Annotated in this window: 19 protein-coding genes, 1 tRNA gene and 1 pseudogene; 13 read left to right on the forward strand and 8 right to left on the reverse strand. The window is 41.4% G+C overall.

The window, feature by feature from the left end; translation table 11 throughout:
* The first annotated feature begins 103 nt into the window (after positions 1-103).
* From V7783_RS20170 to nth, 9 genes are all read left to right on the forward strand, one after another.
* Positions 104-180 (forward strand) — tRNA-Asn (locus tag V7783_RS20170).
* Positions 181-331: 151 nt separating this feature from the next.
* The gene (locus tag V7783_RS20175; RefSeq protein ID WP_335680266.1) at positions 332-2,275 is read left to right on the forward strand and encodes an EAL domain-containing protein; all 1,944 of its coding nucleotides are present in this window, start codon (positions 332-334) and stop codon (positions 2,273-2,275) included.
* A 251-nt stretch (positions 2,276-2,526) separates the two neighbouring features.
* Entirely contained in the window at positions 2,527-3,108 is a 582-nt protein-coding gene (rsxA, locus tag V7783_RS20180) for an electron transport complex subunit RsxA (protein ID WP_335680267.1), read from the forward strand.
* 1 nt (position 3,109) lies between these two features.
* A complete protein-coding gene (rsxB, locus tag V7783_RS20185; protein ID WP_335680268.1) occupies positions 3,110-3,664 on the forward strand; it encodes an electron transport complex subunit RsxB in 555 nt (184 codons plus the stop codon).
* 9 nt (positions 3,665-3,673) lie between these two features.
* The gene (gene rsxC, locus V7783_RS20190; RefSeq protein WP_335680269.1) at positions 3,674-6,193 is read left to right on the forward strand and encodes an electron transport complex subunit RsxC; all 2,520 of its coding nucleotides are present in this window, start codon (positions 3,674-3,676) and stop codon (positions 6,191-6,193) included.
* Positions 6,193-7,251: an electron transport complex subunit RsxD gene (gene rsxD / locus V7783_RS20195; protein WP_335680270.1), complete on the forward strand. Its 1,059-nt coding sequence runs from the start codon at positions 6,193-6,195 to the stop codon at positions 7,249-7,251. The genes rsxC and rsxD overlap by 1 nt, the downstream gene beginning before the upstream one ends.
* A complete protein-coding gene (rsxG, locus tag V7783_RS20200) occupies positions 7,248-7,883 on the forward strand; it encodes an electron transport complex subunit RsxG (protein ID WP_335680271.1) in 636 nt (211 codons plus the stop codon). Before rsxD ends, rsxG begins: the two co-directional genes overlap by 4 nt.
* Positions 7,880-8,578 (forward strand): electron transport complex subunit E, encoded by a 699-nt coding sequence (locus V7783_RS20205; RefSeq protein WP_335680272.1) that lies wholly within the window; start codon positions 7,880-7,882, stop codon positions 8,576-8,578. Before rsxG ends, V7783_RS20205 begins: the two co-directional genes overlap by 4 nt.
* 37 nt (positions 8,579-8,615) lie before the next feature.
* The gene (nth, locus tag V7783_RS20210) at positions 8,616-9,248 is read left to right on the forward strand and encodes an endonuclease III (RefSeq protein WP_335680273.1); all 633 of its coding nucleotides are present in this window, start codon (positions 8,616-8,618) and stop codon (positions 9,246-9,248) included.
* Positions 9,249-9,486: 238 nt separating this feature from the next.
* On the opposite strand, the gene V7783_RS20215 is transcribed toward nth, so the two are convergent.
* The 3 genes from V7783_RS20215 to V7783_RS20225 all read right to left on the reverse strand — a co-directional run bounded on the left by V7783_RS20215 (position 9,487) and on the right by V7783_RS20225 (position 11,257).
* Complete coding sequence (locus V7783_RS20215) at positions 9,487-9,954, reverse strand: hypothetical protein (RefSeq protein ID WP_335680274.1); 468 nt, start codon at positions 9,952-9,954, stop codon at positions 9,487-9,489.
* Positions 9,955-10,034: 80 nt separating this feature from the next.
* Positions 10,035-10,427, reverse strand: coding sequence for a DUF4236 domain-containing protein (locus V7783_RS20220; protein WP_335680275.1), 393 nt, complete (start codon positions 10,425-10,427; stop codon positions 10,035-10,037).
* A gap of 80 nt (positions 10,428-10,507) precedes the next feature.
* Entirely contained in the window at positions 10,508-11,257 is a 750-nt protein-coding gene (locus V7783_RS20225; RefSeq protein WP_335680276.1) for an RES family NAD+ phosphorylase, read from the reverse strand.
* 352 nt (positions 11,258-11,609) lie between these two features.
* Here V7783_RS20225 and V7783_RS20230 point away from each other — a divergent pair.
* The 4 genes and pseudogenes from V7783_RS20230 to gloA form a co-directional block, all read left to right on the forward strand.
* A pseudogene (locus V7783_RS20230) lies at positions 11,610-11,813 on the forward strand (endonuclease III); the annotation flags it as partial.
* Between the two features lie 84 nt (positions 11,814-11,897).
* Positions 11,898-13,805 carry an aminotransferase class V-fold PLP-dependent enzyme gene (locus V7783_RS20235; RefSeq protein ID WP_335680277.1) on the forward strand — a complete coding sequence of 636 codons (1,908 nt, stop codon included), beginning with the start codon at positions 11,898-11,900 and terminating at the stop codon, positions 13,803-13,805.
* A gap of 155 nt (positions 13,806-13,960) precedes the next feature.
* Positions 13,961-14,989 (forward strand): serine hydrolase domain-containing protein, encoded by a 1,029-nt coding sequence (locus V7783_RS20240; RefSeq protein WP_335680278.1) that lies wholly within the window; start codon positions 13,961-13,963, stop codon positions 14,987-14,989.
* 62 nt (positions 14,990-15,051) lie between these two features.
* Entirely contained in the window at positions 15,052-15,450 is a 399-nt protein-coding gene (gloA, locus tag V7783_RS20245; RefSeq protein ID WP_335680279.1) for a lactoylglutathione lyase, read from the forward strand.
* A gap of 50 nt (positions 15,451-15,500) precedes the next feature.
* Here the strand turns inward: gloA and V7783_RS20250 are convergent, their stop codons facing one another.
* The 5 genes from V7783_RS20250 to V7783_RS20270 all read right to left on the reverse strand — a co-directional run bounded on the left by V7783_RS20250 (position 15,501) and on the right by V7783_RS20270 (position 22,412).
* Positions 15,501-16,649, reverse strand: coding sequence for an ABC transporter permease (locus V7783_RS20250; RefSeq protein WP_335680280.1), 1,149 nt, complete (start codon positions 16,647-16,649; stop codon positions 15,501-15,503).
* Entirely contained in the window at positions 16,646-17,572 is a 927-nt protein-coding gene (locus V7783_RS20255; RefSeq protein WP_335680281.1) for an ABC transporter ATP-binding protein, read from the reverse strand. Before V7783_RS20255 ends, V7783_RS20250 begins: the two co-directional genes overlap by 4 nt.
* Positions 17,569-18,516, reverse strand: a complete 948-nt coding sequence (locus V7783_RS20260; protein ID WP_335680282.1) for an HlyD family secretion protein — start codon at positions 18,514-18,516, stop codon at positions 17,569-17,571. The genes V7783_RS20255 and V7783_RS20260 overlap by 4 nt, the downstream gene beginning before the upstream one ends.
* Positions 18,517-18,647: 131 nt before the next feature.
* Positions 18,648-19,349 carry an aquaporin Z gene (gene aqpZ / locus V7783_RS20265; RefSeq protein ID WP_335680283.1) on the reverse strand — a complete coding sequence of 234 codons (702 nt, stop codon included), beginning with the start codon at positions 19,347-19,349 and terminating at the stop codon, positions 18,648-18,650.
* 162 nt (positions 19,350-19,511) lie between these two features.
* Positions 19,512-22,412, reverse strand: a complete 2,901-nt coding sequence (locus V7783_RS20270) for a M16 family metallopeptidase (RefSeq protein WP_335680284.1) — start codon at positions 22,410-22,412, stop codon at positions 19,512-19,514.
* Between the last annotated feature and the right edge of the window lie 464 nt (positions 22,413-22,876).

Genomic DNA, 22,876 nt, shown 5'->3' on the forward strand with positions numbered 1-22,876 from the left:
CCCCCTTAGCTCAGTTGGTTAGAGCGACGGACTGTTAATCCGCAGGTCCCCCGTTCGAGTCGGGGAGGGGGAGCCAAATCATATAAAATTAAGTTATTGTAGTTCCCCCTTAGCTCAGTTGGTTAGAGCGACGGACTGTTAATCCGCAGGTCCCCCGTTCGAGTCGGGGAGGGGGAGCCAACTTAAAGAATCCATTAGACTTTCCTAAATAATTCCACTACTCTACTTAAATCAAAACATTTATTCTTAATGTACTATTAACATGTACAAAAATATTTTGATTAATCAAGGATATGATTCCTTTCCCTTTGATCTACTAAAAGAATAAGACATGGCTGGTTTTAAAAAACTCATATTTATTCAATTAATATCTTGGCTATTGTTTGCAAGTATTGGCGGTTACTTTGTTGCATCAGCATTTGACAATGCGGCAAGTAATGCACAACACAAAGCGCAATTAGTCGTTAATAACTATATAAATAAACATTCGATTGCCGATATATCCCCTGAAAAACTTCAGCAAGTGCTTGCAGATGGAAATACTTTTTCTTCATTTATTCTGCGTGATCAGCAAGGCAAAGAAGTAATTAATATTCAATCCCCTACCCCTTTACCTGCGATTGCTCAATTAGTGGAAACCAGCTTTAACTCTATTCGACCACAGTTTGCTGTTAATCAAGCATCTGATATTAAAGTTGAATTCATGATCAATGCGAATAACCTTGGCTTGTTGCTACAACAAGGATTATTTATTGTTATTTTAGTCTCAGGCTTAATGGCGATTGTTCCTATTGTTTTCATGAAAACCATGTTCAAAAAGTTAAATCGCAGCATAAGCATGACGGTAGCCGATGTTATCGATGTGTATATCAATCAAAATCAAGTCAATAGTGGTCTTGAAACAGCGATTAATAACAGCAAGATAAAACAGTTAGGCGTTGATCTAATACCAAGTTTTAACCGCCTGGCGCATTTTTTACAAAGTAAACATGATGATATTCAAAATGCGGCACACTCTATCAAGCAAGAAGCTTATAAAGATGTAGTAACTGAGCTTGGTAACCGTAATATGTTTGTTGAATATTATGAAAAACACATTGAAAGCAGCGAAAAAAGTACCTTTGGCTCACTTGCAATGGTTCGTTGTAGCGAACTACAAGCAATCAACCAAACTCGCGGCTATCAAAAAGGTGATGAATACGTTAAAGCTGTTGCTGACATCATTAAGCATATTAGTGGCACCTATACTGGCAGCAAGGTTTTTCGTTTAAACAGCTCAGATTTTGCCATTGTCTTACCAAACACGCCACTTAAAGAATCAGAACGTTTTGGTGATAATTTACAGTCTCGCTTTACCCAATATCAACAAACTCAAGAGTTAAGCTCAGTAGCAAACACGGGGATTGTTGGTTACGAAAAAGGCAAACCTTTAGGTGAGCTACTTTCAGTGGTAGACAACGCGATGAGCATGGCGCAATCAAAACAAGCAAACGCTTGGCATGTTCAACGTGAAACCGATTTAGTTAATAATGTTAGTGCTGGGTTTGGCAACCAAAACTGGCGCAAAGTGATCAATGAAGTCATTGAGTCTGAACGTGTGCATTTAGTTATGCAAAACATTATGCCAATCGGTAAAAGCATGAAAGCTTACGCTGAAATTCAAGTGCGTTTCAAAACCGCTGAAAATCAAGTGCTGCCTACCGCTTCGTTTTTAGCTATGGCCGAAAAACTTGATATGGCAATGGAAATTGACCGGTTGATCATTAATTCATCCTTAGAAAAAATTAAGAGCCGAAATTTCTCTGAAAAATTCTTTGGTTTAAACGTGACCGCTTCAAGCGCACATAATGACCAGTTTGTAATTTGGTTAGAACGACGCTTATTAAAAGACACCAATATTGCCTCTAAACTGGTATTTGAAGTGAGCGAGTTTGGCCTACAACAAAATATTAAAGCCAGCAAACGCTTTATCGATATGATCCACCGTGTCGGAGCGCGTATAACAGTAGAACGCTTTGGTGTGGGTTTAACCTCGTTTAAGTTTTTCCGTGATTTAAAACCTGACTTTATCAAAATGGACGCAAGTTATACCCGCGGTCTTGAAGAAGATAAAAATAATCAATACTTTATGCGCTTAATGGTCGATTTAGCACATAGAATTGGCGTCAGTGTTTTTGCTGAAGGCGTTGAAAGCCAAGAAGAAAAACATATCATTGAAACCTTATGTCTTGATGGTGTCCAAGGTTATTACATCGAAAAGCCCAAAGATATTTAATTAAACCAAAAGGTGCTTTTATGCACCTTTTTTGTTTCCTCTTGATTTATTCTACCCCTCCCCTGAGCTGCTCTATCAGTGCAAATGTCAGTAACTAAGTTAATGAACAGTTAATCTTTATTTATCATGCTATAAAATTCTAAATGCAATTCACTATCATTATTAAATGAGCGGTTTATTTGCCCACTACGTGTTGTTAAACCGCCAATAAAAAAGGATAATGTCGACGTTTATTATAGCGTGAGGCGAACATGACAGAATATGTATTGCTGTTAATTGGTACGGTACTGGTTAACAACTTTGTATTAGTACAGTTTTTAGGTTTATGCCCGTTTATGGGGGTATCTGGCAAACTAGATACAGCCATTGGTATGTCGCTGGCAACTACCTTTGTACTAACACTTGCCTCTGTTACAAGTTATCTGGTTAATCAATATATTTTGATCCCACTTGATATCACCTATTTACGCACCATGAGCTTTATTTTAGTGATTGCTGTGGTTGTACAGTTTACTGAAATGGTGGTCAGAAAGACTAGCCCTACGCTGTATCGTTTATTAGGTATATTTTTACCCTTGATCACCACAAACTGTGCGGTATTAGGTGTGGCATTACTAAACGATAAAGAAGCACATTCATTTTTACAATCAGCTGTATATGGCTTTGGTGCTGCAGTTGGTTTTTCTATGGTACTGGTTTTATTTGCAGCACTTCGTGAACGCTTAAACGCTGCAGACGTACCTACCCCATTTAAAGGCGCATCCATTGCGATGATCACCGCAGGCTTAATGTCGATGGCCTTTATGGGCTTTACAGGATTAGTGAAGTTTTAACATGACCTTGTTTTATGCCTTGATTGCGCTGGGTTCACTGGCACTTATTTTTGGTTTGATCTTAGGATTTGCCGCGGTACGTTTTCGTGTGCAAAGTAATCCTATCGTCGAACAAATCGATACTATTTTACCGCAAACACAATGTGGCCAATGCGGCTACCCTGGTTGTCGTCCTTACGCTGAGGCAATTGCCAATGGCGACGAAATAAATAAATGCCCGCCAGGTGGTGAAACGACGGTTAAAAAGCTTGCCGACTTAATGGGCGTAGAAGCAAAACCCCTTGCCGGTGGTGAGCAAGCAGAACCAATCAAAACCGTTGCTTATATTCGTGAAGATGAATGTATTGGCTGTACCAAGTGTATTCAAGCCTGCCCTGTTGATGCCATTGTTGGTGCTACGCGCCAAATGCATACAGTGTTAATTGATGAATGCACAGGGTGTGATCTATGTGTTGAACCTTGTCCTGTTGACTGCATTGACATGCTGCCTGTTGAAACCACCAAACAAACGTGGAAATGGCAACTTGATGCAATCCCAGTTACACAAATCGATTAAGGGGCACACATGGAAAAGCTAATCGCACAAATAAAACAAGGTAAAGTGTGGCCATTCCCAGGTGGTATTCACCCACCAGGGCAAAAAACAATTTCCACTGGCAACTCAATTACCCGTTTGCCTTTACCCGACAAACTCGTTGTGCCTTTAAAACAGCACATTGGTGCCAATGGTAAATTACTCGTTGAAAAAGGTCAGCCAGTACTTAAAGGGCAAGCCCTTACTAAGCCCGTAGCTAATTGGTCAGTGCCAATTCATGCGCCAACGTCTGGTGTAATTACTGATATTTGCCAAATGCCTTCGGCGCACCCGTCTGCATTACCCGAATTAAGCGTTATTATTGAGCCAGACGGCCAAGATAACTGGTGCACATTAACACCCGTTCCGACACCTAGTTTACTTTCTCACGATCAGCTTATTGATATTATTCATGATCGCGGCATTGCAGGTATGGGTGGTGCAGGGTTTCCGACCTATATTAAAGCCGATAGCCGCAAAGCAATCGAGTATTTTATTGTTAACGCAGTGGAATGTGAGCCTTATATCACTGCTGACGATATGCTAATGCGTGAACACGCTAGCGGCGTTATAGCTGGCATCGAAATTATGCAGCAGCTATTAACACCAACGCTCACCATCGTCGGTATTGAAGATAATAAGCCTGAAGCCATTGCAGCCATGCAGGCCGCGGCTGAGCACAATGACAAAATAATCATTCAAACCGTTCCGACTATTTACCCATCTGGTGGTGAAAAGCAATTAATAAAGTTGCTCACCAATAAAGAAGTACCCAGTGGCGGCATTCCTGCTGACATTGGCGTATTAGTGCAAAACGTGGGGACTTTATTTGCGGTTAATCAAGCGGTTTTCGAAGGTAAGCCACTGATTGAGCGAGTTATTACGGTAACAGGGAATACAATTCATAACCCTGGCAATGTGTGGGCGTTATTAGGCACTGAGATAAAACACTTGCTTGACTGCCAAGGGTTCTCACCGGTGCCACAACAACGTGTGGTGATGGGCGGCCCGATGATGGGCTTTACTTTGCCAACGGTGCGTATCGGTGTAGTAAAAACCACTAACTGTATTTTAGCCCCAGATCATGATGAGCTGGCAGAGCCCGGCCCAGAAAAAGCCTGTATCCGTTGTAGTGCTTGTGCTGATGCCTGCCCTGCTTCACTTTTACCTCAGCAACTACAGTGGTTTGCTAAGTCAAAAGAATACGACAAGCTGAAAGAGCATAACCTGTTTGATTGTATCGAGTGTGGTGCTTGCGCCTATGTATGCCCTAGTGAAATTCCACTGGTGCAGTATTATCGCGTTGCCAAAGTTGAAATAAAAGAACAACAAGCAGAGCAAGTTAAAGCTGAACGTGCAAAAGAACGTTTTGAACTGCGTAAGCTGCGTCTTGAGCGTGAGCAAGAGGCACGACAAAACCGCCATAAACGCAAACCAGCGGCTGAAAAGTCAGCTGACGAAAAACAAAAAATCGCTGATGCACTGGCACGCGTTAAAAACAAACCAGCAAAAGACGACGACAAATCAGCCGTTGCCGCTGCAATTGCTCGTGCTAAAGCTAAAAAACAAAATCAAGACACAGAGCTTGAACCAGATAACAGCGAAGTTGCACTAGAGCGCGCAGCGCGCAAAGAGCAAGCGCGTAAGTATAAAGAACAAAAAGCCGCAAGTGACGACGCACCAGCGCAGCAAGATGATAAAAAATCAGCTGTTGCCGCAGCTATTGCCCGAGCTAAAGCGAAAAAGGCTGCTGCAATTGACAGTGAACCGACCGCTCCTGTGGATGATAAAAAAGCCGCCGTCGCTGCTGCCGTTGCCCGCGCAAAAGCTAAGAAAGCCGCTGCAATTGACAGTGAACCGAACGCTCCTGCTGATGATAAAAAAGCCGCCGTTGCTGCCGCCATTGCTCGCGCAAAAGCGAAAAAAGCCGCACAAGCTGAACAAGCAACAAGCGTAGAAAACGCCGATGCTGAGAGCGAGACTACAACAACAACGCCAGCTGATGATAAAAAAGCAGCTGTCGCCGCAGCCATTGCTCGCGCAAAAGCGAAAAAAGCCGCACAAGCTGAACAAGCAACAAGCGAAGAAAACGCCGATGCTGAAAGCGAGACTACTGCAACCACTCCAGTTGATGATAAAAAAGCCGCTGTCGCTGCCGCCATTGCTCGCGCAAAAGCGAAAAAAGCTGCAAAAGCTGAACAAGCAACAAGCGAAGAAAACGCCGATGCTGAAAGCGAGACTACTGCAACCACGCCAGCTGATGATAAAAAAGCCGCCGTCGCTGCCGCCATTGCTCGCGCAAAAGCAAAAAAGGCCGCACAAGCTGAACAAGCAACAAACGTAGAAAACGACGATGCTGAAAGCGAAACGTCGGCTCCAGCGATAAACGAAGAGCAAGTCACTGAAGCTCCACCAAAGCAAACAGCAGAAGATAAGAAAAAGGCCGCAGTTGCCGCTGCGATTGCCCGAGCAAAAGCCAAGAAACTACAACAAGAAGGAAGTGATAAGTAATGAAGCTAACGATGGCCAGCTCGCCGCATAGCCACAGCCATAAGTCACTAAGCAGATTAATGCAAACGGTGATCTTAGCCTGTATTCCTGGACTTATCGCGCAACTGTATTTTTTTGGCACCGGTGTATTAATTCAGCTGGTTTTAGCCTTGCTCACCGCCAGTATTAGTGAAGCTGTGATCATGCTCATTCGCAAGCGCCCTGTATGGCCCGCATTAAGTGATGGCAGTGCTTGGCTTACAGCCGTATTATTGGCGCTGAGTATTCCGCCACTCGCTCCTTGGTGGATTATTGTGATCGGTAGCTTTTTTGCCATTGTGATTGTTAAGCAGCTTTACGGTGGACTAGGCTTTAACTTATTTAACCCCGCCATGGCAGCGTATGTATTATTGCTTATTTCATTCCCCGTACAAATGACTACATGGATGCCGGTCAGTGACTTGCTAGCAAACTCGATTAGCTTTAATCAACAACTGAGCGTGGTTTTCAACGGTTTTACAAATGGTGGCTTTAGTGTTGATCAACTTAGAGTCGGGGTTGATGGCGTAACAATGGCAACTCCGTTGGATACCATCAAAACGGATATCGCACATGGTTTAACCGTAACCGAAAGTATGCAAGGCGCTATATTTAATAGTTGGTTAGGACAAGGTTGGGGTTGGGTAAATCTTGGCTTTTTAGTCGGTGGTTTATACCTTATTAAAACAAAAGTCATCAATTGGCATATCCCAGTTGGTGTAATTAGTGCTCTTGCTGTGTGCAGCGCTGTGGGTTATATCGCAGCGCCAGGTACAGAGCCTGGTGTAGCGTTTCATTTATTCAGTGGCGCGACTATGCTAGGGGCATTTTTTATTGCCACCGACCCTGTTTCAGCAGCAACGACTAACCGCGGTCGATTAATTTACGGCGCATTGATTGGTTTATTAGTTTATTTAATTCGTACTTTTGGCGGTTACCCAGATGCAATGGCCTTTGCAGTTTTATTGCTCAATATGGCCGTACCGCTGATAGACTACTACACCCAACCACGTACTTATGGCCATGGGGTAAACAAATGATTATTTCATCCATGACAAAAAACGGCAGCATTTTAGCGCTGTTCGCCCTGATCACCACAGGTGCAGTGGGCGTTATTCATAACCTCACCGCAGATAACATTGCCGAGCAAGAACGTAAGCAGCTTTCTTTACAACTGCAAAATGTATTAGATCCGCATTTTTACGATAACAGTCTTTATCAAGATTGTGCCATTATCGATGATCCACTATTGGCTGATCACCCACAAACTGTATACCGTGCTCGTAAAGAGGGACAGCCTGTTGCTTTAGTTATGCGCCACGTAACGCCAAAAGGTTACAGTGGTGATATCGAGTTATTAACTGCAGTATTTGCTAATGGAGAAGTTGCCGGTGTACGTGTTACTAAACACGAAGAAACGCCAGGTCTTGGTGATAAAGTAGAAATAAAAAAATCTCTTTGGATCACCACCTTTAAAGGGCAAACATTGCTAAGTGAAGACGACGAACGTTGGGCTGTAAAAAAAGATGGTGGCAGTTTTGATCAATTCACAGGCGCTACCATTACACCGCGAGCTGTGGTTGGTTCAGTAAAACAAGCTGTGTTATTCTCAAAAGATAATTTCGATGCCGTATTTAATGCAAATAATGCATGCCAAGTAGGTGAGCTATGAGCCAATTAAAAGAATTATTTAACGAAGGAATGTGGAAGAACAACCCTGCCCTCGTGCAACTACTTGGTTTGTGCCCGCTGTTAGCTGTCACCTCAACGGTAACCAACGCTATGGGGCTTGGCCTTGCGACATTAATGGTATTAGTTGGCTCAAACGTAACTATTTCTGCCGTGCGAAACTTCGTACCTAAAGATATTCGTATTCCTGTATTTGTGATGTTTATCGCAGGCTTTGTAACCATTGTACAGTTGCTAATGAACGCCTATACGTTTGGCTTGTATCAATCGCTGGGGATTTTTATTCCACTGATTGTAACTAACTGCGCCATTATTGGCCGCGCCGAAGCCTATGCATCAAAAAACCCAGTCCACTTATCAGCCTTTGATGGCCTGATGATGGGCAGTGGCTTTTTGGTTGTGCTGCTGGTACTAGGTGCAATGCGTGAAATTATTGGTCAAGGTACGTTATTTGATGGCGCTGATTTATTATTAGGTCCATGGGCGCAGGTATTACGTATTGAAATTTTTAGTTTTGATAACCAATTTTTACTCGCTATTTTACCGCCGGGTGCATTTTTAGGGTTAGGGTTACTGATTGCGGCTAAAAATGTCATTGATGCGCAAATAAAAGCAAAGCAAGTTGCACCACCAGTGGCCGAAAAAGGCCCACGAGCAAGGGTCACCAGTTTAACTTAAGGGGAAGCGCGCAGTATTTACTGTGCGTTTAAGTTGCATGAATAAAGAAAAACGATACGAAATACTCTCTCGCCTGCGCGAGCAAAACCCACATCCTGAAACCGAGCTTGAATATTCAAGCCCGTTCGAGCTGTTAGTTGCGGTAACGTTATCAGCACAAGCCACCGATGTTGGGGTCAATAAAGCCACGCGCAAGCTCTTTCCCGTAGCCAATACACCGCAAGCTATTTTAGATTTAGGCCACGATAAACTTCGCGATTATATTAAAACCATCGGTTTGTTTAATTCCAAAGCTGCGAATGTGTACAAAATGTGCCAAATTTTAGTAGAACAGCACAACAGCATTGTGCCTGAGAATCGTGAAGCCCTAGAAGCCCTACCCGGCGTTGGCAGAAAAACTGCAAACGTTGTGCTCAATACTGCCTTCGGCTGGCCCACAATAGCCGTAGATACCCATATCGACCGCGTATCAAACCGCACTAAATTTGCTATGGGTAAGAACGTGGTTGAAGTTGAGAAAAAGCTCGAAAAAGTGGTACCAAAAGAATTTAAAGTCGATGTACACCACTGGCTCATTTTACATGGTCGCTACGTGTGTACTGCACGAAAACCTAAATGTGGCAGTTGTATTATTGAAGACTTGTGTGAGTTTAAAGATAAAGTAGAGTAAGTTAGTGACTGCTTTGAGCAGACGCCCAGACAAACTCGTTTTTGGGCATAAACGTGTTAGATATTAAGGACAACTTTGTGCCAGACATTGATGATTCGTGATGTATCATGTCAAGTTTAGAAACTTTATTGTTCACGCACATCTTTTAGCTTCATTTAAGGGGTTGGTAATAGTTTGCTAAAACCTGTAAGGAAGCGAAAACTGAACAAACGGTTAGCAATTACGCTTGAAATTCTTGTTAGGCGTCATTTGCTATATTATTTAAGTCAGAAGCAAGTTTACTCCAAATTTCTAACAAAGTAGTTAAGTTATTACCTGCTGAAAAAAGGCGTACTTGGTCATAAGTAAAATATTCAACATTAAAATCGCAGGCTTTAGCTTGGACTTTACCTATCACCATTTTATTTTCATCATAACTTTCAATGACACCATGAACACATACATCTCTAACTTGAGCAGTTCCCTTTGTAATATCAAAAATCTCATCAAAATTTGGTGAATAAATAGCTGTTTCTGGTAGGCTGCTTTTTATGTATTCCAATTTACGAGTAAGACTTCCAGGTCTCTTACCACAACCATTTAGTAAACTAAGAATGAAAACACACTCATCAATTTTTCTTTCTACTGGGGTCCACATTACCGTAATCAAACCAATCACAGTTAACCACGGTGTAAGCATTTTTTCAGAATCTTGATTTGAGATCATATCGACTTACCTAGTACAGTTAACCCCCGCAATAATTTACTACCTGAAGCTCAGCGCAAAGCAGTAAAATTAAGGCTTTGTTAAGTATTTGTGCCTGTAAACATTGAATAAATTAAAAATGCCATCCATGCAAAGCTAATTACCCTTGAATAAGTACTGTAACCTGAGCGGAGTAATAACCACGCAAAAATATAAGGAAGAATTAATATTCCTATACTCAATAAGATGCCTACACTTCTTTGTGAGTTATCGTCATTTTTTTGTGACGTAGGCGCTTGTTGCTTTTTATCTTCAAAAAATGTTGCAGACTGAGAAACCCCAGAGCCTCTGATATTAGCAGTAGTTTTAACTCCTTTTGAGCCGAAATTCGCCGTTAAGCCTTTGCCGCCTACTGAAAGGCTTGTTATACCTTTTTTTCCTAAATTGAGTTTTACCCCTTTCCCCAATTTAATACTTCTTTTCTTCTTGAACATAAGCTAGTACTCCATTACCTGATAATTACTCAACACTTTAGTATTTATGCGACGTGCAGTTTGTGTCACATAATTTATTGTTATATGTAACGTTCGTCATTACTACTTTCAAACGAGAACTGAACATCACTAACCCGAAACAAGCTACTGTCTTTGAAGTTAACACTATTTAAATCAAAAAGTGCTAGGTTGTGCCCTCGCCCAAGTGAGCTTCTAAAAGCTATGCCGTCATAGCCTAACGATTTTACTAACTCAGCAATAATTTGAGTGGGTGCATAATCTGACTTCTGGTCACTATTTGTTACTGGTTGAGAGAAAGCTTTATCTAAATTAGTCCATACTGCTTCAATCCTTTTGGCTTCATCAGGTTCTGAAAGGTAAATAGGTAACTTATTAGTATGATATCTTGAGAAATCGATTACTCGAAGTTCTTTAGAATTGGTAAATCTCGCCACTGATATTATCGAACCTAACCAAGGTCTGATCTCAGACATTGCTGTTTCTTTTTGAGATGCAACATACAAACAAGGAATCCCCTTTGGGTTTGCTCTTCCTTCAGAAGCACTGTCGGGTAAAGGTCTCATTCTTTTCTCAGGATAAGGAATTAATATATCATCGACATGAACATCATCTTGCAGAAGTTTCAACCTATCATGCCCCATTTGTGCTCTCCACACCTCTGAGTTTGGCTTAATCACTTCTACGCGACTTTTGCAAGTATCTTTAATGCCTTGAAGAAAGTTTTGCGCATCTTCGTCTAAAATATATCGCGATTTATTTCGAACTGAACAGCTAAACTGCATATAGCTATTCCATGAGTCAAAACTCATAACTTTCCCTTATGTATAATATCTTTATCGGAGGACGCTTTTTCTATTTTAGCTTAAAAATATCCTTATTTCATGGGCTTATATTAATAAAAATAGTGTAAATTATTGCCAGCTATAAATGTTATTCTTCCTGTAGCTTATCCTAGTGTGTAAAAAAGAGGAAAGTTTCCTCTTATTCTGACTAAGTTAATGACGACTCAACTGAACGACCGTTAATCGCTCATTTGCGACGCTCGACTAAACTCGTTTTGGGCAAAAGCGAGTTAGAGCCAACTATATATGGCACAAATCAGCCTAGCCTTGTGTAATTAGACATATTTATATCTACCTTTATTACCCTCCGGCTAGCCCTGTAGCAGTAGACACCCACATCGACCGCGTATCAAATCGTACCAAATTTGCGAAGGGTAAAAATGTAGTTGAGGTTGAACAAAAGCTTGAAAAAGTAATACATGAAGAATTTAAAGTAGACGTACACCACAGGCTTATTCTTCACGGGCGTTATACCTGTGTGGGCCGCAAACCAAAATGCGGCAAATGTATTAGCAATTATTAGAACATTTTCAGAGTATTAATTTCACAAGTGTCAATCCTTTAGTTATGCTGTTGAGCATTATGAAATTTTATTGCGGGAATTCCTATGCTACCTTTACTTCGTATCTTGTTGATTGAGCAAGACCCTATCACCTTGCAAGAGCTTTCTACTAATCTGTCGAAAACGATCGCTAATTTTGAACGCAGTGATATTCATATTGATATTATTGAACGCCTCGAGCTCAAGCAAGCGCTGGAATCTGTAGAGGAAGATGGTGATATTCAAGCTGTGGTGCTCAGTTGGGATGTGCACAACAAGGGTGAGCGCACGTATAGCCGCTTTATCGAGCAGTTAAAGGGGATCCGTCTCGAGTTGCCGGTTTATGTTATTGGCGACGACACTAAGGGACTGGAGATAGTTAATGAGTCGGAGGAGATTGAGTCTTTCTTCTTTAAAGATGAAGTGATTTCTGACCCTGAAGCAATTTTAGGGTATATGATCAACGATTTTGATGACCGCTCAGAAACCCCATTTTGGACCGCGTATCGCCGTTATGTTGGCGAAGCGAACGATTCATGGCATACACCTGGCCACAGCGGCGGTTCTAGCTTTAGAAACTCCCCTTATATCAAAGATTTTTATCAGTTTTATGGTCGTAATGTATTCGTTGGCGACCTGTCAGTTTCGGTTGATTCGTTAGGATCATTGTCAGATAGCACTAATACCATTGGCCGTGCGCAAGAATCTGCTGCGGCGACATTTGAAGTAAAGCATACCTATTTTGTGACTAATGGTTCATCAACTTCAAATAAAATCATCTTGCAGACACTGCTGCGCAAGGGCGATAAAGTGATTATCGACCGCAATTGTCATAAGTCTGTGCACTATGGCATCTTACAATCAGCCAGTTTGCCAGTTTATTTGTCGAGTATTTTAAATCCTAAATATGGCATCTTCGCGCCACCGTCGTTGGCCGACATCAAACAGGCGATCGAACAAAATACCGATGCGAAATTGCTGGTTCTCACCGGTTGTACTTACGATGGCCTGCTGAGCGATTTGAAACAAGTGGTCGAGTTTGCCCATCAACATGGTATTAAAGTGTTTATCGACGAAGCTTGGTTTGCTTATTCTCTTTTCCACCCTAGCTTGCGTTATTATTCAGCAATCCATGCTGGCGCTGACTACGTTACTCATTCAGCGCATAAAGTGGTATCGGCGTTTTCTCAAGCGTCTTACATTCACGTGAACGATCCAGATTTTGATGCCGATTTCTTTCGCGAGATTTACAGCATCTACGCTAGCACATCGCCAAAATATCAGCTTATTGCGTCGCTTGACGTGTGCCAAAAACAACTGGAGATGGAAGGCTATAAATTACTCAATGCCTTGTTAAACCATGTGGACGAATTTAAACAACAGATGGCCTCACTCAAGCATATTAAAGTACTGGGTAAGCAAGACTTTATGGAGATCTTTCCGCACTTTAGTGGCGATAACATGGGCCATGATCCACTAAAAATTCTTATCGACATTAGCGAATTACCTTATTCATTAAAGGATATTCATAAATTCCTACTGGATGAAATTGGCCTAGAAATAGAAAAATACACTCACAGTACTATTTTGGTGTTACTGACGCTTGGCGGCACCCGTTCAAAGATCATACGCTTATATAATGCATTGAAAAAGCTGGATAGTGGTAAGGTGAAGTTGGCAACATCAACGCGACGTTCTCGCTTGCCGGAAAATTTACCTGCTATAGACTTAGCTTGTATTCCAAGTGATGCTTTTTATGGCGAACGCGAATCGGTGCCCATCAGCAAAAGTAATAACCGCATCTGTGCCGGTTTAGTTACGCCTTACCCACCGGGCATTCCACTGTTAGTTCCGGGCCAACATATTACTGAAGAACATATAGAATACCTAAAAGAGTTAGCAGGACAAGGATTGACGATTCAAGGTAGTTTTGATGGCGAGATCTATGTTCTTAAGGGTAAGGTAAACAAGTAAAGCACTCTTAAATACTGTTGTATTGATAAGCAGCAATGTTATGCGACATTGCTGCTTGTTTGTTTACAGGTTTTGAAACAAACAAGCCAATACGCTGTTTAAGGCATTAATTTAGTTCACCCTCACGCTAAAATAATAAAAACGGGAGTACATTAATGCAATTGAAAAACAAAAATACACTCACACTTATGCGCCTTGCCGCTGTGATTGTAACAATTACCAGCATATACATTTTTGCCCCTTGGCAGTTTGCTTTATATTATTTATCCCCCCTGCCTGCTACAGTCCAAGCGCAAACGCAAGAAGCCATTGAACAAGGGGTTGATGGCATTATTGTGTATATTCATAAGCAAGGGCAACAGCCTGAGTTTTTTGCGCAGGGTTGGCATAATCGAGAGCAAAAAATACCCGCTTACCCTAGTGCGCTTTTTAAAATTGGCAGTATTCGAAAGTTATATGATGCAGCGGCTTTAACTAAGCTTACAGCCGCTGGGCGTATTGATGTGGATAAAACACTGGCCGATTATATGCCATCATTAATTGGCCGCATTGAAAATGCAGATAAAATCACCTTAAGAATGATGGTTCAGCACAGAAGTGGCATTCCCAATTACACAGATACTGATAACTTTGATTGGTCAATCGCCTATCCTGATCCGCTAGCTCTGGTGCTAGACACCCCTGCTGACTTTAATCCTGATACAGATTACGGTTATTCCAACACTAATTACCTGCTACTGCGAAAAATAATGTCTACTGTGCTGGGTTATGATCATAACCAATTTATTAAAGATGAAATTTTAACGCCATTGGGCCTAACTCATACGTTTTCATCAGTGCATGAAATCAATTTAGCATCATTGATGAGTGGCTATTACGTAGGCTATAACAATGATTTTAAAACACTTGATCAAGGCTATGTGGCAACAGTACAAGATGTGGGCGACTTTATTATTGCTTTAAACAAAGGCACTTTTTTCAACGAACAAGAGCAAGCTTTATATGCCTCACTTTATCAGTATGGGCACACCGGCTGGGTGTTAGGTTATTCAAGTATTGCGCGTTATCATAAAGATATCGACACCGTGGTGGTGCAATTTATAAATACTAACGGCAATGATACTGTGATGCTCACAGAAATAATTTATAATCGTATCATTGAAATTTTAACAGCACAGCTATAACTATAAAGCAGCTGCGTTATCGAAAATTTATGTGAATTTAAAGCAAAATCAAGGGGATTTAAATGCGTTTACTACACACCATGTTACGAGTTGCAGATCTAGATAAATCAATTGCGTTTTACACGCAAGTACTGGGCATGAAAGAACTACGCCGCGCGGACAACGAAGAATACCGTTACACACTCGCCTTTGTAGGCTACGGCGATGAAAAAGACAGCACGGTATTAGAACTAACTTATAACTGGGACACTGACAGCTACGATTTAGGCAATGCCTATGGTCATATCGCGATTGAATTTGATGATATTTATAAAGCATGTGCAGATATCAAAGCCGCAGGCGGTAATGTAAGCCGTGAACCAGGGCCTGTAAAAGGCGGCACTACAGAAATTGCCTTTGTAAAAGACCCTGATGGCTATGCGATTGAACTGATACAGAAAAAAGATAATAATCATTTTTAAGTGCAGTTTAATTTTAGCAAAGGTGCCCTGCGTGCCTTTGTTAAAATACTTTAATCTAGTGTTTTCTTAAAACGTACTGCTGCGACCAATAATCCAACTAGTGTAAACGCTAACAGCCATAATAAATCTAAGCTCATGCTAGATAGTTCAACATCTCTTAACACAATACCTCGAATTAACCGCATAAAATGAGTCGCAGGTAAGCACTCTGCAATCCACTGCGCTGCTATTGGCATTCCTTCGTAGGGGAACATAAAGCCCGATAACAAAATAGAGGGCAATAAAATAAATACCGTCATTTGCATCGCTTGTAACTGATTTTTAGCGATTGTTGAAAGTACCAAGCCAAGCACTAAACTAGCACAAATAAATAATAAAGTGGCTAAGGCTAACGCCGCTAAATTTCCGCCAAGCGGAATACTAAACAATAGATGTCCCATTGCTAAAATTATAAATAACTGTACAAAACCAATAAACACATACGGGATCACTTTACCTAGCATAAGCTCTAATGATCTCAGTGGTAATGTTATTAATAACTCCATATTACCGCGCTCTTGCTCACGTACTATCGCAGCAGAGGTAAACATTATCATCGTCATTGTTAATATTACCGCAACTAAACCTGGCACAATATTTACCGCGGTTCGTTGTTCAGGGTTATAAAATAAGGTCACTTCAAAAGTGGGATAAGTACGATTGGCAGGCTTATCGAGTAACTCACTTAATGGCATCATTCGCAGCGATTTAATAGTTGAGGCAATAACTGTATCTGAACCATCTACAAGCCATTGAGCTATTGGCCGCGTTAGTGTTTCACTTGCCGGCTCTGCTAGTCCAAAGCCAACGCTTGGATGTTGTACTAGGCGATTATCAACATCTTTAGGTATAAACAATACCGCTCGTACCTTAGCACTGGCAATGGCCTGCTGGGCCTCATCAATAGTGGTAAATTGCTGCGTGAATTTCACGACATTGGTCGCTTGCACCGTTTGTACTAAAACCCGACTTAACGTGCTTTGGCTGTGATCGACCACCCCCACGGGAATATCTTTAACATTCGTATTTATTGCATAGCCAAATAACATTAATTGAATAAGTGGGATCATCACCACCATACCAAAGGTCATTTTGTCGCGCTTTAGCTGCAATAATTCTTTCTTAAAGATAGCGAGTATCCGCAAAAGTGATGCTGTCATTGTCTGCCCTGCCCAGTGCAAGTAACAAACACATCTTCTAAGCTAGGCCTTACTTGGTTAAGCTGCGAGTCACTACTTACAAAGTGTTGCATGCGTAAAAATTCCAGCGGCTGGCTAATGTCTTTATTAACTAACACTCTTAATTGCGCGCCTAATTGTGTAGCGGAAAGTACTTCAGGTAAGTTTGCTAAATCACTTTTCAGTTGTCGCGTTTGTGAACCCGACACTTCTATCACATGTGCATGCATGTCAGCCATAAGCTGCTTAGGTGTACCATCCGCGCGCTTTACGCCTGCTTCGAGAATGGCCAATTTATGGCATCGCTCTGCTTCATCCATATAGTGTGTGGTGACTAAAATGGTGGTACCTGCACTACTTAAATCAAATAGTGTTTCCCAAAAATCACGGCGATTTTGTGGATCAACGGCAGAAGTAGGTTCATCTAAAAATAGGATTTGTGGTTTATTCATCACCGCAGCAGCTAATGATAGACGTTGTCTTTGCCCACCACTCATACTCCCTGCAAGTTGCGAAGCCCGTTCATCTAAGCCATATAAATGTAATAGCTCATCAATCCGAGCTCGGCGCTGCTGGCGAGAAAATGAATACAAACTGGCAATAAAGTTTAAGTTTTCATACACCGTTAAATCTGCATATAACGAAAATTTTTGTGTCATATAGCCGAGTTTTCTACGTAATTGCTCAGCGTTTTTAGGCAGTTGTAAACCCAGTACTTCAATTTTTCCACTGGTTGGCTGTAATAACCCAGTTAACATTCGTATCGCTGTTGTTTTGCCGCAACCATTGGGGCCTAAAAAGCCATAGATCTGACCTTTTTCAACACTAAGATCTAATTGATCAATGGCTTTTAAATCACCAAAGCATTTGTCGATTTGAGTCGCTTTGATCACATACTCTGTCATGGCAAGATCACTTGCGCGGGCACGCCATTGGCAAGCTCAACTGCCGAACTAGCTAGCTGTATCTCAGCTAAATACATCAACCTAGCTCGCTCTTCTTGATTAAGCGCATAATATGGCGTAAAAGCCGGCTCACTTGAGATCCAGGTTAATTCACCAACAAATTCTTCGCTAATACCATCAACTTTTACTTTTAGTAGCATGCCTTTTTTTAATTTAACCCGATACGGCTCTGGAATATAGACCCGAGCAAAAGGTGCGCCAGCAGCTAACACAATTGCCACCGGGCTTCCTTGAGTAACTCGCTCGCCGATATTCCACGGTAAATTATCTAAATAACCATCCCGGGTTGCGGTAATTGTTAAGTCATCTAATTTTTTTTGTTGTACTTTAAGTTCCGCAATACTGGCTTGCAGTTGTGCTTTAGCAATTTGAATATCTTCAATGCGAGCACCATTAGCCAACTCATTCAATTGCTGTTGCGCAGTCTCTAAATTAGCAGTATTTTCATCTTTATTTGCAATGGCTCTGTCTAACGTTTCTTGGCTGGCAAGCTTATCTTTAACGAGTAGCTTAGCACGTTGATAATTCGCTTCACTTTGCGTAACAGCGGCTTTTGCTGCGGCAACTTTTGCGTTTGCGGCAGCAATCTCCTCAACCCGAGCGCCATTGAGAACTTTTTCTAAATTTGCTTGTGCTTGTCGTCGTTGTGCGTCAGCTTTTTCAACTAAAGCTTGTTGTAATACTGAATCAAATTGTGCAATCACTTGTCCTTGTTTAACACTCTCTCCACTGGCTATAGGTAGTGCAATGAGTACTTCACTGCTTGTTGCAGGATGGATCACTCGCTCTCGCTCTAAGGTACCCAACGCAACTTGAGCTGAATCATCATTACACGCCGCTAGCGTTGTTATAAACAGCAGTAACAACCAAGGTTTGATGTACATTTTCTTCCCTTAAAAATTTGCTTAAAACTAACCACGCCGATACTTGAAGTAATAGATTGGACACCAAGCCACTACACCAAAAATAAAAGCAGCGATTGACCTGCTTTTATTAATTTCATTAAGATTGAAAGTTACACGGTTTCAGCTTGGTCTTTGCCACCAATAATACCGTATAGAACAGCCCCAATTACAGCACCAACAATAGGGGCTACCCAGAATAACCATAACTGTGACACGGCCCAGTCACCTACAAATAAAGCAACACCTGTACTACGAGCAGGATTTACCGATGTATTAGTAACAGGAATTGAGATCAGGTGGATCAAGGTTAAGCATAAGCCTATCGCAATTGGTGCAAAACCTGATGGGGCACGTTTATCGGTCGCGCCTAAAATAACTAAGATAAACATCATGGTCATCACAACTTCACAAACCAGTGCTGCGATTAAACTATAACCACCTGGTGAATGTTCACCATAACCATTTGAAGCAAATCCAGCGCTTACATCAAAGCCTGCTTGACCGCTGGCAATTACAAACAACACGCCACCGGCAATAATACCGCCAATTACCTGTGCTGCAATATATCCTGGCAATTGGCTTGCAGGAAAACGCCCGCCAACCCATAAACCAATAGAAACAGCAGGATTTAAATGACAACCTGAAATATGACCAATGGCATAAGCCATGGTTAATACCGTTAAGCCAAAAGCAAGTGACACGCCAAGTAAGCCAATCCCCACATCAGGGAAACCGGCTGCCAATACAGCACTACCACAACCACCAAGTACCAACCAAAAAGTTCCGATACATTCCGCTATATACTTTTTCATACTATTCCTTGAGATTTATATTGATAGTTAAGCTATTTTTATATAACACCAAATTTACATTTTGTCATTTTTAAACCAGATAAAATTTCAATACTTTAATTACATAAAAAACGACCTATTAGGTCGCTTTCGTTTTAATGAACTTAAACTTTAACGGAATAGTTAAAGCTTATAATCAACCACTTTCATACCTAATTTTTCAAGCTCAGGTTTAAGTGATTTGACATCACCGACTACAACATACACCATATCTTTAGTATTTAAATGCTTTGCTGCCAACGCGTTTATTTCTGCTTTACTGATTGTACTAACAATTTCATTGCGATCTTTTACAAAACTAGGCTGCAAATCATGCTCAAGTATTTGTGCTAAAAAGCCCAATTTGGCATTGGGTGTTTCATACTTCAAGGCATCTTTTTGGTTGATAGCTTGACGCATAAAATGAAGCTCTTCATCAGTAATACCGTTTTGCGCATAGTTATTTAGCTCTTTGGTAAATTCAACAATCGACGCGGCAGTTGAGTCTGCCCGTACAGCTGCTGATGCGGTAAACCCACCAGAAGTTGAATCCCCCCAAAAGCTAGTGCGTGCTCCGTATGTATAGCCTTTATCTTCGCGAAGATTTAAGTTGATACGGCTATTGAAATTACCACCTAGTGCAAAATTCATTAAGTTTGCTTTAAAAAACTCACCGGTAATATCTTCAATCATATCGCGCTTACCAATGCGGATTTCTGATTGTGGGGCAGCTGGCTTATCAACCAGGTAAATAACATTACCTGCAACATTTGGCTCAGCAAAAGTAGCTGTAGGCGCTGGCGCTTTACCTTGCCAATTATCAAGTGTTGCGGTTACTTTTGCTTGCAGTGCTTGCTGATCTAAATCAGACACGACGATAACTTCACTACCCTGCGGTTTAAAGTTTGAGTTATAAAAGCCTTTCACATCATCGAGGCTAATCGCTTCAATACTCTCAAGTGTGCCGCCATTTGGCAATGCGGCAATGCTATCGCCATACAATAATTGACTGTAGGCATTGCTCGCCAAATATCCTGCATCTTTGAGGGCATGCTGGATGTTTTGCATACTTTGTTGCTTATTACGGTTAAAGTCTTCTTCACTGAAAGCCGGGTTAAAGAGTTTTTCTTCAACCAGTGCCAATGTCGCATCAAGGTTTTTAGTTAAGCTTGAAACAAATATATTCGTATGAGTACTACTTGCAGAAATACGGATACTGCTTCCTAGCTTCTCAAGCGCGCCAGTCATTTGTTCAGTGGTATAGTTTTGTGTTGATTCACTCAGTAGTGCTGCTGTTGCTGTTGCCAACCCTACTTTTTCAGCTTGTTCGCTATATTGTCCGCCAGGCACTTTGATTAATATTGAAGTTGTGGGTGTTTCTGTACTTTGTGTGCCTAGCACGGCGATGCCGTTTGCTGTTGTTGTTTGCCATAATGTAGGAACATCTACAGCAGGGTTAACACCCGCTGTTGGCTGTTTACTACGATCAAAAGTATCAACAGCTTTACGGGCAACTAAATCATCGGCAGTGGTTGTAGAAGGCCCACCAAAATCATGTGTCTCGGGTGTAAAGTTATCTTCTGCTGCAATAAGCTGACGCTGTCCTTCAGGCACAACACTCATGATCACTGCCGCTTTACCTTTTACATATTGATTAAATACACGCATTACATCAGCTTTAGTCACTGCGTTATAGCGTGCAAGATCATCCTGAATAAAATTTGGGTTACCTGTGAAAGTTTCAAATGCTGCTAATTGAGACACTTTCCCTGCGACACTTTGTAAGCCAAAAATAGCGCCTGATTCGATTTTAGCTTTTACTTTATCTAAGTCATCTTGAGTTACGCCACGTTGCTCAAACTCAGTAAATGAATCTCGAACAATTTTTTCAATATCAGCCAAAGTTTTACCTGAGGCAGGATTTGGTAAGGCATAAATACTTAATGAACACGCCAGCTCACGACACGGATGGCTAACACCCGCTTGAACTGCAAGCTGTGTTTTAACCAAGTTTTTATAAAGTAATGAGTTATTGCCACCGCCAATGATCTCAGCAAGGATATCAAGTGGTGCTTCATCTGCTGCACGAGCATAAGTGGTAGGGAAATTCATACTTAACAAGGGTAAATGAACTTTATCTTCCATTGAAATATAACGATCGGCATCAAGCGTTACAGCAACTTTTTCGGCGTTAGTAACTTCAGGCCCACGTGGAATTGGGGCAAAATATTTACTTACTAACGGTAACACCTCATCCGCGCTGACATCACCACCAATGGTGATCGTTGCGTTGTTTGGGCCGTACCAACGTAAAAAGAATGCTTTTAAATCATTTACGTTAACGCGATTTAAGTCGTCCATAAAACCAATTACAGGCCAAGAATATGGGTGACCATCTGGGTATAGTGCTTGCGAAACTCGTTCATTTAAGCGGCCATAAGGACGATTATCAACGCGTTGGCCTCGTTCATTTTTAACTGTTTCGCGTTGTACTTCAAACTTCTCTTGGGTTACTGCGTCTAATAAAAAGCCCATACGATCAGCTTCTAACCACAACATTTTTTCAAGTTGGTTTACAGGCACAGTTTCGAAGTAGTTAGTACGGTCTGAATTAGTGGTACCGTTGAGTGTACCGCCCGCTTCAGTAATAATTTTAAAGTGCTCTTCATCCGCAACGTTTTCAGAACCCTGAAACATCATATGTTCAAAAAAATGGGCAAAGCCTGACTTGCCTAGTTCTTCTCGCGCAGAGCCAACATGGTATGTCACATCCACATGTACTAAAGGATCTGAATGATCTGAATGATCTGAATGATCTGAATGATCTTCGTGCACAATAACAGTAAGGCCGTTCTCTAATTGATATTTTTTATAGGGGATACTGATCTCAGCAGCATTCGCCGCAACTGATTCAATTAAAGTAATTCCTGGATAGGCAGACTGTACCGCACTCGCTTTTTCGTTGGTATTATTTACTGAGCTGTTACTACAGGCAGCCAAACCCGTTGTGAGTAGTACCGCTACGGCTATTTTTGTTAATTTCATTTTATCATCCATTTTTTAATAACCCATTGAGTTTATGGCTTTATTAAAAATGGAACAAGTGCAGCTAAATAAACAATTGCAGCGATTTGTAACTAAGTGTGAATGGTCAGCGGTCAGCGGTCAGCGGTCAGCGGTCAGCGGTCAGCGGTCAGCGGTCAGCGGTCAGCGGTCAGAAAATATTAACTTAATTTTTTTAGAGTAAAGATTTTAATGAGGTTATTTTTTAAATAATGAAGATAACTATGGAATGTTATGGAACACTGTTAATTTTTAAGAGTTGGCACTCTTTTGATAATGTCGTGTATAGAGAGTCCGGTGTCACACTGCTATATACATTACTTAAATAAAGTAATTGGCGTCCCCAAGAGATTAGTACTCTTGTTAACGTCGTGCATAGAGAGTGCTGTGTCACACTGCTTTATACATTACTTAATAATAAGTAAGTGGCGTCCCCAAGGGGATTC

Origin of the sequence: Pseudoalteromonas sp. (assembly GCF_036960685.1) — a bacterium.
GTDB lineage: Bacteria > Pseudomonadota > Gammaproteobacteria > Enterobacterales > Alteromonadaceae > Pseudoalteromonas.